8 protein-coding genes are annotated in these 11,647 nt (G+C 38.9%); 4 read left to right on the top strand and 4 right to left on the bottom strand.

Annotated features, from left to right (window positions below):
* Positions 1 to 37: 37 nt before the first annotated feature.
* On the top strand, positions 38 to 1,510 hold the full coding sequence (guaB, locus tag B5D29_RS00445; RefSeq protein WP_078767608.1) for an IMP dehydrogenase: 1,473 nt from the start codon (positions 38 to 40) through the stop codon (positions 1,508 to 1,510).
* 71 nt (positions 1,511 to 1,581) lie between these two features.
* Positions 1,582 to 2,424: a glycerophosphodiester phosphodiesterase gene (locus B5D29_RS00440; protein ID WP_078767607.1), complete on the top strand. Its 843-nt coding sequence runs from the start codon at positions 1,582 to 1,584 to the stop codon at positions 2,422 to 2,424.
* Positions 2,425 to 2,802: 378 nt separating this feature from the next.
* Here the strand turns inward: B5D29_RS00440 and B5D29_RS00435 are convergent, their stop codons facing one another.
* Positions 2,803 to 4,356, bottom strand: coding sequence for a 2-C-methyl-D-erythritol 4-phosphate cytidylyltransferase (locus B5D29_RS00435; RefSeq protein ID WP_078767606.1), 1,554 nt, complete (start codon positions 4,354 to 4,356; stop codon positions 2,803 to 2,805).
* Positions 4,357 to 4,365: 9 nt separating this feature from the next.
* On the bottom strand, positions 4,366 to 7,122 hold the full coding sequence (locus tag B5D29_RS00430) for a bifunctional glycosyltransferase/CDP-glycerol:glycerophosphate glycerophosphotransferase (RefSeq protein ID WP_078767605.1): 2,757 nt from the start codon (positions 7,120 to 7,122) through the stop codon (positions 4,366 to 4,368).
* A 272-nt stretch (positions 7,123 to 7,394) separates the two neighbouring features.
* On the opposite strand from B5D29_RS00430, the gene B5D29_RS00425 reads away from it, so the two are divergent.
* Positions 7,395 to 8,087, top strand: coding sequence for an iron-sulfur cluster assembly scaffold protein (locus tag B5D29_RS00425; protein WP_078767604.1), 693 nt, complete (start codon positions 7,395 to 7,397; stop codon positions 8,085 to 8,087).
* Positions 8,088 to 8,105: 18 nt separating this feature from the next.
* On the top strand, positions 8,106 to 9,104 hold the full coding sequence (locus B5D29_RS00420; RefSeq protein ID WP_078767603.1) for a GGGtGRT protein: 999 nt from the start codon (positions 8,106 to 8,108) through the stop codon (positions 9,102 to 9,104).
* A 290-nt stretch (positions 9,105 to 9,394) separates the two neighbouring features.
* Here B5D29_RS00420 and B5D29_RS00415 read toward each other — a convergent pair whose 3' ends face one another.
* Positions 9,395 to 10,555, bottom strand: coding sequence for an HNH endonuclease family protein (locus tag B5D29_RS00415; RefSeq protein WP_078767602.1), 1,161 nt, complete (start codon positions 10,553 to 10,555; stop codon positions 9,395 to 9,397).
* Entirely contained in the window at positions 10,556 to 11,617 is a 1,062-nt protein-coding gene (locus B5D29_RS00410) for an adenine-specific methyltransferase EcoRI family protein (protein WP_078767601.1), read from the bottom strand. It abuts the gene before it with no gap.
* Between the last annotated feature and the right edge of the window lie 30 nt (positions 11,618 to 11,647).

The raw sequence follows: 11,647 nt of genomic DNA, 5'->3' as shown, positions 1-11,647 counted from the left end.
AAAATATTTTAATATTATAATTTAATGGGAGGTTGTTATGAAAGAATACGGTGAAAAATTCGTAAAGGAAGGACTTACATTTGATGATGTTTTGCTTATTCCTGCAAAATCCGATGTAACCCCTGACGGTGTGTCGCTCAAGACAAAGCTCACAAAAGACATCAGTCTTAACATTCCGCTTATGACTGCGGCTATGGATACTGTAACCGAATCAAGAATGGCTATTGCCATTGCTCGTGAAGGCGGTATCGGTGTTATTCACAAGAATATGACAATCGAGGAACAGGCTACCGAGGTTGATAAGGTTAAGAGAAGCGAAAACGGCGTTATTCTCAATCCGTTTTATCTCTCCCCTCATCACAGCGTAAAAGACGCAGATATGTTGATGGGCAAGTACAAAATCAGCGGTGTTCCAATCTGCGAGGATGACGGCACTCTTGTTGGTATTCTTACAAACCGTGACCTTCGATTCATTCAGGATTACAGCGTAAAAATCTCTACTGTAATGACTCCAAAGGAGGAACTCATCACAGCAGTTGCAGGCACAACTCTTGAAGAAGCAAAAAACATCTTGATGAAGTCAAAGGTTGAAAAACTTCCTCTTATTGACGAAAACGGCAAGCTCACAGGTCTTGTTACAATCAAGGACATTGAAAAAGCCGTTAAATATCCAAACACGGCTCGTGACAGCAAGGACAGACTTCTTTGTGCAGCCGCTCTCGGTGTAACAGACGATGTGCTCATCCGTGCACAAGCTCTTTACGAAGCAGGCGTTGACGCATTTGTTCTTGACTCTGCTCACGGTCATTCAGAAAACATCATCAGAAATGTTACAAAAGTTAAGGAAGCATTTCCTGATGTTTCTCTCATCGCAGGTAATGTTGCAACAGCAGAGGCAACAGAGGCTCTCATCAAAGCAGGTGCAGACGCTGTTAAAATCGGTATCGGTCCGGGTTCTATCTGCACAACCCGTATCGTTGCAGGTATCGGTGTTCCGCAAATTACAGCTATTTACGATTCAGCTGCTATGGCTGACAAGTACGGCGTTCCTGTAATCGCAGACGGCGGTATCAAGTATTCGGGCGAAATTGTTAAGGCTCTTGCCGCAGGCGGCAGCGTTGTTATGGTTGGCTCACTCGTTGCAGGCTGTGACGAAGCACCGGGCGAAACAGAAATCTATCAAGGTCGTCAGTTCAAGGTATATCGTGGTATGGGCTCACTCGGCGCTATGAACCACGGTTCTGCTGACAGATACTTCCAGAAAGGCTCAAAGAAGTTTGTTCCGGAAGGCGTTGAAGGTCGTGTTCCTTACAAGGGAGCTGTATCAGACACAATCTATCAGATGATGGGTGGCTTGCGTTCAGGTATGGGCTATGTCGGTTGCCACACAATCGAGGAGCTTCGCCAAAACGCACAGTTCATCAGAATCACAGGCGCAGGTCTTGTTGAATCACATCCACACGATGTTTACATCACCAAGGAAGCACCTAACTATTCAGGAAATAAATAAGATTTATTCATTCGCACAAACAACCGCCTGCATACCTTGCCGGCGGTTTGATATTCTGACAGGGTGAAAATATGGCGAAAACGGCAAAAAACAAAAAACGAATAGAAAAGTTCAAGCGGTTTTTAAAACGGAATATGACACCCACATGGGCAAAGCGATTTGCATATCAAGTTGTGGCTTTTTTGGTCAGCGTTTCAATGCTTGTTATGGTGGTTTCGTACGCATTCAACAAAACCTTTGACGAGCACGATTTGAAATTTGTTGACGGATTTACAATCACGGCTCACACAGGTGCGTACAACACGCCCGACAACTCTATGGAATCGCTCGAAAAGGCAATTGAGCACGGTGACGCTTCGTTTGAAATTGAGGTGCGGCAGCGACCTAACGGAACAATCGTTATGAGCAACGACATCATCAACACCAATTCGGACGGCACGGAAATTACCGCCGCTTTTCAAAGAGTGAAAAAAACCGATATGCACCTAAATCTTGACATCAGAGAAACAAGGGTGCTCAAAAATCTTCACGATTTGATAGTTGATTACAGCCTCACCGACCGTGTGACGCTCACGGGAATTGAAGTTTTTCAGGCAAACAAGGTCAAGGAAAACTGCCCGGGAGTTGAATATTATGTCAACTATATGCCAAGCAGAATTAACATTTTCACCGAAGATTATCAGCAAAAAATCATTGATATGCTGGAAAAAACAGGAGCTATCGGTATAAATTGCAACTACAAATACGCATCACGAACCTTGTCGAATTTGTTGCACAAAAACGGCTACAAGCTCTCAATTTGGACAGTTGACGGGAAGTACCAAATCAAGCGTGCCCTCGTCAACACCGCCGACAACATCACAACCAACAACCCGCAAAAGGTTCAGCACATCATCAACAAATGGGGAAAATAAAAAAGCAACCAACTCATCGGTCACCTATTGACAAAAAGAAATTGCTATGATAATATAAAAATAGACAAAGGGCTTGTCGGATAGACGGTTAGCCGCTTGTCATATAAGATCGAAATAATCGCCCTTAATTTTCGCGGATTATAGGGCGGTTATTCTTTTACTGCCAATGTTATTGCTAAAATAAGTACAAGAGTAATTATCACTGCATATTCCATAGCTTCACCCCCTAAACAAAAATAGAGGGCACTGCCCTCTTGCAAAGAGGGCTAACCGCCTACCGCTAATCGATAGTTTCCTTTGTCCACAGCAATTATATATTATTTGTAAATTTATGTCAACAAAACGCTCCGAGATAATATTCATCGGAGCGTTGTTAATTTATTTTAATATCGACAGCCACTTGTCTGTGAGTTCGAATGTGTCGTTTTCGAACAGGCTGTTGTGGCATCTGAACACCATATCAACAAACAGGAGCGATTCTATCCTCTCCTTTGACGAAAGCGGAGCAAAGTATTCCACAAGCTCGGCTTTTTTCTTTTTTACATCGTCTGTTGTGTCGGTCAATTCCGTGCCGATAAATCTCGCAATATCAAGTTCAAGCGGTGCAATGTAGCCGATTGGGTCAATGGCAGTAATCAAATCATCGCTTTTCATAATATTGTATCTGTGCATATCGCCGTGCACAAGGAAGTATTCGTCATTGCCGAAAACATCGTCATAGAGTTCATTTGCTTCGGCCACAAGTTGCATAATTTCCTCATTGCGATAAACAAAATCGTTTTCGTCAAGTTTGCCGTGAAGAATGCTTGAATAATTGTGGAATTTGTGGCGGTCACTTTCGCTGATTTTTATATCCCGATAGCTGTCGAGAGCCTTTTTGAAAAACTCAAGCACGGTTTTGTCATCCTTATCAAAATCAGGCAAATCGCTGTCCATCTGTTGCATAAGAATTGCCGAACAAGTATCGTCATAATCATACAGCTCACACATAAATGTGGCAGGCAAAGTTTGATAACAACTTCTTTCAGGCTCGTATCTGTCAATAAACGGCGGAATCATTTTGAGCACGCAATTGCCGTATTTTATGCTGTTTGCCAAAAAGATAATGCCGAAATGCGAAGTCTTGACAACTCTGTAATCGGTTATCTGCCATTTTTTGAGAAGATTTGGAATTTCGTTTTCAAATCGGCGACTCCAATTTTTTGTCTGTGACGGATAATTCTCAAACAAATATCTGTTGAGCCTGCTGACGCTGTTGAAAATTTCTCTATAATCAACATTGTTGTCCCTTGCATTGATAAGTGCTTCAAGGTACTTCAAATCAGCAGGATATGTGAGCTTGAAATTATTGTTAAAATCAAAATACAACTTGATTTTGCTGTCCTCCGGCAACTGCTGGGTCACCTCGGTCAGCTTGCTTTCGGGGTCAAAATTGTCATAAAGCAGTTTGAAATCAAAGCCCTCCGGAGACTGCATAAGATAATATCTGTCACGATAAACCTTTTGAATATCATAGCAACCGAGTGAATCGGTGATTGCCTGTGCGGTTACAACAGCAGAATATTCATCAAGAAACGCAAAATATTTGTCAATGAGTTCACCCGTAATCATCGGACGAACCGCATCGCAAACAATAACCTTGTCGCAATCATAATTTTTATTGATATATTCAAGTGCGTTGACAAGCGAATAATTGCGAGTGTCACCGCCGTTTGTAAAATCTACCCTGTCGTTTCCGGCAAGGTTTGTCAGATAACTTTTGTTTGCCTCAACATTTGTGACAATCAGCACCTTATCCACGGTTTTTGCTTCAAGAATTGCATCAACAACATATTCAATTACCATTTTGCCGTTGATTTTGTGGAACTGCTTTGGAACATTAGAACCAAATCGAGAACCCACACCGCTTGCAAGAATTGTAACTATATTCATACTACACCTTTATTTTCTTGAAAAAAGTCGTTTAAAGAATGACGGCTTTTCTTCTTTTTTGCTGTCTGCCAAAACGGCATCAATAACTCTCTTTGAATTGTTCTTATCAATATTGACAAAGAAGTTTGTTACTCTGTCGATATAATCGTTTTCGCAATCTTTATCAATAATCTTGATAAGTGCGTCAACCGCACTGTCCAAGTCATAACAAACAGGACCGAAGCCGTCTCTTTCATATTCAAAGAAGCCCTTGTCATAAGTTTGTGTTTTGTAGAACTCTTCCTTGTCAAACTGTGTGTAAACAATAGGCTTTTTGAGATAAGCAAAGTCAAAAGCTATGGTTGAATAGTCGGTTACCATAACCGATGATTCGGCAAAAACTTTGTTGTAATCAATGAAGCCTTCGTTGATTGCAAACACATCGTTCTTTTGGAAATCTACCGCTTGCTTCCTGAAAATAGGATGAAGGCAGAAAAGACCCGTGTATCCCTTTTCTCTCATCTTTGCAAGCAAACGCTCATCATTGATAAGTCCGTTGTAGAACTTATAATAATCCGTATTTACAAAGCCGTCATAATAAACACTTGAGGTCTTGTCGTCATAAGCACCCTTGATGCTCTTTCGCCAAGACGGAAGCACAAGAAGTTGCTTTTTTCTGTCATCATACAGTGCATCAAAACGAGGAAGTCCCGTAATTACACATTGGTCGGCAGTCATATTATATCTGCCGTCAATGATTGCCTGACGCTCATTTACGCCTGTATTGAAGAAGATTTTGATATTTTTATTGTAATGATTGAGCCAAGCAGAACAGTCACCGCAGTTTACACCGTGATTCATAAAATAAAAATCAAAGTGGTACATATCTACAAAATACGGTCTGTCGTCCTCAAATGCGTTAATTGTAAACTCACCTGCGCTTGATGAAACGATTTTGTCCGCAAGGAGAAAATAATACTTAAACTCGGTATCCTCAAAATACACAACCTCACCGATTGCTTCAAGGCGATTTTTAACCTCATCGCTTGCCGCTCTGCCGATTGTGAAAATCGGTCTTACTCCTTTTGGGGTGTGCTCGCAAATATACTTGAACACAACCTCACCGCTGTCGCCTGCGTTGTCAATTCTGTCGGAGAAAAGCCAAACACTGCCCTTTTTCTCCTGCTCTTTTTTAAACTTCGGGAAGCCTGCTCTTATTTCTGCAAGGTCATCTCTGCCGATTTCTTTAAGGTAATCAACGCAAGCTTTTTCAGCATTTTCCACATAAGCTTTAAGGTCTTTAGGAACAGAAACCTTAATTGCCTTTCGCATACATCTGACAATATATTTGCCGTAAACTTTATATGACGGCTTAAACAGATTTTTAGTAGAAATAAACCTGCTGTATGACATTGAAACCGATGTTTCATTACCGCCGTATGAAATGTACGGTCTAAAGCAAATCTCGGTTTCCTTTACGCCTTTAAGGCTGAATTCACATTTGCAAAGATAATAATAACTCGGATGTCCGAGTTTACCGACAACATTTGATGGATCGTAAGGTACAAGTTCAGGTGTTACCTCTTGGTCGCCAAAGCGAAATTTAAAGCTGACTTTGCCGTCCTTTGTGCATCTGAAAAGCCATTGTGCAACAAACACATCAACAAAAAGCTTATCGTCTTTTACATCAAGAGCAGCAATTTTGCACACCTTACCCTTTTGATTAGGCAAACAAAGTGACCACATGTCCTTGTAATGAAGCGTGCCTGTTTCGGCATCAAAATCTATGAGTTCAAACAAAGTCTTTCCGTACTTAATTTTGAAAGCCTCATTTTTCTTAAACATTGTCTTGTGCTTCGGATTGTTGAGAAGAATATAATCATCAATTCTGTCAAGGAGTATTTTAACTCTTTCAAGATATTCTTTTTGCTCCTGCTCATCAAGGACCTCAAGATAATAATCGTGACCGATTCTCCAATAAAGGTCATATGCAATCATTGACTGAACATACGGAATAACCTCGCCGTACATCTCTTCGCAATATTTCATAAGCTCCATATGATAATAAACAAGCGAATTGATATAAAACGATTTGTCAAAAATTTGATTGTTAACGGCAGAATCGCCCTGATTACGGCGTCTGTAAAGATATAGCGCCTCACAAATTAAGCCGACCTTTTTCTTTTTGAGCATAATCTTGTTGATAAAGGTTGAGTCCTCGCCAAACTTTAATCTGCTGTCAAATCTTACATCACCGAGTGCATCACTTCTGATAAAGGTTGTTGCAGCGGTTGACTGAACGGAAAACCATTCTTCTTTGTTTTCAAGGTCGGCAACTCTTGTGCCGTTTTTAAACTTGTAATCAAGCGAATGAAAATCATCATTTTCTTCAAAAAACTGAATTCTTGCGGCAAGAACATCAATCTCGTCATAATGTTCTTCAAAAAACTTGTAGGCATTTTCAAATGACGAAAGTTCCCACTTGTCATCAGGGTCAAGGAAGGTGATATACTTTGCATCAACATACTGAAAAGCAGTGTTTCTTGCATTGCTTACGCCACCGTTTGGTATCTTTTTATACACAATATTGTCAGGATACTGCTCCTTATACTTGAGGCAAACAGCCTCGCTGTTGTCAGGTGAGCCGTCGTTAATCATAATAAGCTGAATTTTGTCAAAGCCTATCGTTTGATTAACAAGTGACAAAATCGCCTCTTCAATATAATCCTCAACATTATAAATCGGCATAATTACCGAAAACAAAAATTTATGTTCATCTTTAGTCATACTATTTCTCCCAATAAACGAATTGTGCTTTATACCAAAGCATTAAAATACACCATAATAATATCACATAAAAAAGGTATTTTCAACCATATTATAATAAGTGTATACTAAAAACTTATAATTAAAGAGTGTATATATAACTATTTTGTGTATAATTTGTCAAAAAATGCTTAATATTTATATTTTTACTTGAATACAAGAAACTTATTGGGTATAATAAAGACGGTAAATTTTAAAAATTTATTCTAAATTAAAAGTAAGGAGTTTAGAAAATGGTTTATTCACATGAAGTTGAAACAATGTGTCCTGTAGCACAGGGCGTTGCTCACGGTGCTGCTCCTATCCCGGAAGAAGCAAAGTGGGTTAAGGCAAAGGAAATCAAGGATATTTCCGGCTTTACACACGGTGTAGGTTGGTGTGCTCCACAGCAGGGTACTTGCAAGCTCACACTTAATGTTAAAAACGGCGTAATTGAAGAAGCTCTTGTAGAAACAATCGGTTGCTCGGGTATGACTCACTCTGCTGCTATGGCATCAGAAATTCTCCCTGGCAGAACAATTCTTGAAGCTCTCAACACAGACCTTGTTTGTGACGCTATCAATACAGCAATGAGAGAACTCTTCCTCCAGATCGTTTACGGTCGTACACAGAGTGCTTTCTCTGATGACGGTTTGGTAATCGGTGCAGGTCTTGAGGATCTCGGTAAAGGTCTTCGTTCACAGGTTGGTACTATGTACGGTACTCGCAAGGCTGGTCCTCGCTACCTCGAAATGACAGACGGTTATGTAACAGGTATCGCTCTTGATGAGGACAACGAAATCATCGGCTACAAGTTCGTTAACTTCGGCAAGATGATGGACTTCATCAAAGCAGGTGACGATGCAAACACAGCATTCGAAAAGGCACAGGGTCAATACGGCCGTGTTGCTGACGCTGTTAAGATTATCGACCCAAGAAAAGAATAAGAGTAGGAGGATATAAAAATGGCTTTATTTGAATCATATGAAAGAAGAGAAAAGCAAATCCTTGCTGTTCTTGAAAAATACGATATTAAATCAATCGAAGAGTGCAGAGAAATCTGCCAGGCTAAGGGTTTTGACCCTTACAAAATCGTTGAAGGCATTCAGCCAATCTGCTTTGAAAACGCAAAGTGGGCATACACAGTTGGTTGTGCAATCGCTATCAAAAAGGGCGTAAAGTCAGCTGCTGAAGCTGCTGCTGCAATCGGCGAGGGTCTTCAGTCATTCTGCATCCCCGGTTCTGTTGCTGATCAGCGTAAGGTTGGTCTTGGCCACGGTAACCTCGGCAAGATGCTCCTTGAAGAAGAAACAGAGTGCTTTGCATTCCTTGCAGGTCACGAATCATTCGCTGCCGCAGAGGGTGCTATCGGTATCGCTGAAAAAGCAAACAAGGTTAGACAAAAGCCTCTCCGTGTTATCCTTAACGGTCTTGGCAAGGACGCTGCACAGATCATCGCAAGAATCAACGGCTTCACATATATTGAAACCGAGATGGATTACTACACCGGCGAAGTTAAGGAAGTATTCCGCAAGGCATATTCAGACGGTCTTCGTGCAAAGGTTAACTGCTACGGTGCAAACGATGTAACAGAAGGCGTTGCAATCATGTGGAAAGAGAATGTTGATGTTTCTATCACAGGTAACTCAACAAACCCAACAAGATTCCAGCACCCTGTTGCAGGCACATATAAGAAAGAAAGACTTGAAGCAGGCAAAAAGTACTTTTCAGTTGCTTCAGGCGGTGGTACAGGCCGTACACTTCACCCTGATAATATGGCTGCAGGTCCTGCATCATACGGTATGACAGACACAATGGGTCGTATGCACTCAGACGCACAGTTCGCAGGTTCTTCATCAGTTCCTGCTCACGTAGAAATGATGGGTCTTATCGGTATGGGTAACAACCCTATGGTAGGTGCCACTGTTGCTTGTGCAGTTGCAGTTGCAGAGGCTATTAAATAAGCCACTTTTTGAGACTTAAGCATTAAATTGTAAATTTAATCATTGATAAAAAAGTTAGACACATCATTTGACAAGTTTATGTTATGATGTGTCTAATGTTTTTTTGTAAAAAATATCAAGTTGAGGTCAAGTTTTTATGAAGAGATTATCAATGATTAGTAAAGTATAAAATTACTTTGACTAATATAAAACCGCCTTGCAGAGGCTTATAAGACAAAAAGAGAGCAGAGGATAAACCTCTACTCTCTATACTGTTATTATATCTTTTGTATGTGTTTGATATATGCTTATTATCTGTTGCCTTTGGCTCTATTATGTGTTTTGCATAACATCTGGCAATTTGATATATCTGTTGCGCCACCTTTACTCCACGCAGTTATGTGGTCTGCATCCATATCTTTCAAATCCCAGATTTTTGTTTTTTCTGCGCCATTTCCAATCGCACAATAAGGACAATTTGATATACCTTTTTGTGTTGCCTCTTTTGTTTGCTCGTTATAAACAACCTTTTTTGTATGTTCATCAAATACACGAACATTCAATAATTTGGTGTCAACACATCCACCAAGTATATATTCACAAATACCTTTATTATCAACAAATTCATCATCATATAGTTCGTGTAATTTTTTGGACACTTCTTCTGGATTATAAGGATTGTTGTGATATGTTTCGTATAATCTTCCCCATTCAAGCCCACACATTTCTTTTATAACATCTGTAAAAACAGTATTAATCCAATCAATTACTGTGTCAAAATATGTCTTTAACTCATTTATATTGTCATCATATCTGTGTTGACTCATGTACGCATCTATATTGCCCTTGCTAACCCAATCAAGCGCTGTACGCAAATAATCTTGTCTAACAACATTTCCTTTTATATACGCACTCCACTTTTGGATGTTTGCATTTTGGCTGTTACTAAACACTTCTTTTGCCTTTGTAACAAATTGTCCTGAATATATTGCATTTAATAATTCCTGTTCGTTAAGTGGTACACCTGCAATGTTAATTGTCTTAAACCACTCTTTTATTTCTTGTTCTTCACCCTCGCAAATGTATATTGTTAAAGGAATATCTAAAAACTTTTTTTGAATACTCAAATCCAATCCACCAAAGTTTTGTTCCATTCCATTTTTATCTTTTACAGCAAACTTGTTGGTTACATATCTTCCTATGCTTGTAATTCTTTGTTGACCATCAAGTACTTCATATTTATCTTCGGCAACTTTAACGAAATATAACAAACCTATTGGATATTCATTCATCAAGGAATCAATAACAGCAACATCCTTTTTGCCATCGTTATATATATAATTTCTTTGATATTCAGGTTGAATGGTTAATTTACCAGACCAACCAAACAAACCTTTGCCCTCATATTCATTATAAACAAAGCCATTACAAATATCTCTAATGGTCAAGTCCGTTCTTAGTGTAGTTTTCATTTATTTTCTCCTAATAATAATTCTTGCGTAGATTTTTTTACCATCAATATATGGATATCCAAAATTATAACCTGCAACTTTTGTTGTTGCCATAATTCCTATAATCTCAAATTGATCTGGATTAAATTTATCTAAAAAAGTAATTGGTACACCCATTTTACCATCAAAATCATTTGGTATTGCATCCGTAAATGGCACATCTATCGCATCGTAATTATCATATTTTTTATACTCTTTATTACGAACTTGTTTGTGACTACTAAACTTTATATTATCAGCCATTGACATTAATTGTAATGGTTGATGTCTTCTTCCGTGATCAAGATTTGTCAACCATAAACAATTATTTGTTGCAACAATACGATTACCATTTTCATCAATTCGTGCTTCTGTTCCATAAAGTTCATAATCTTCTGGTACAATAAATCCAGAAATCCATCTTCCCATACCATTGCCAAGCCAAGCCTTGTTTTCTTTTATCATTGAAAAAACTTCTTGATAAGAAATACAATTAATATTTCCAATAATCAAAAAATTCTTTTCTGATACCCAACTCAAAAATTCCTTAAACAATGAAAATGGTGGATTTGTTATAATAATATCAGCCTCATCACGAAGTGCCTTAACTTCTTTACTTCTAAAATCGCCATTTCCCTCTAAATATTCCCACTCTAAATCATCAATGTCTATTCTGCCAGAATTATTTGTATCTCTTGTTAATGTAAAAATCTTGCCGTGAGAATTTGTTTTTGTTTCATCGAATTTAGGTGATTGCGTTTCAAACAAAGATAATTGCAATGGCACATTGTTGTACTTTGAATCAAGTGCATAACTTGTACTAATTAATTTTTTGATGCCAAAGTTTTCAAAATTCTGCGCAAAAAACTTTGTAAAATTACTCCAATCAGGGTCATCGCAAGGTAATAAAATAACCTTATCTCTAAACACATCTGGATTGTATTCTATATAAGCGTTGATCTCTTTTTGTATATCGGAATACAAAGTGTAAAACTCATCATTTTTTGCACTTTTGGCTTTATTCATGTCAACATTGCCTGCCATAATATCACCTCGCAATTATTGTAAAATATT

The organism is Eubacterium coprostanoligenes (assembly GCF_900167205.1).
Lineage (GTDB): Bacteria > Bacillota > Clostridia > Oscillospirales > Acutalibacteraceae > Eubacterium_R > Eubacterium_R coprostanoligenes.
Note: the sequence above shows the minus strand (reverse complement) of the source record. Positions and strands in the feature narration are given on the sequence as shown.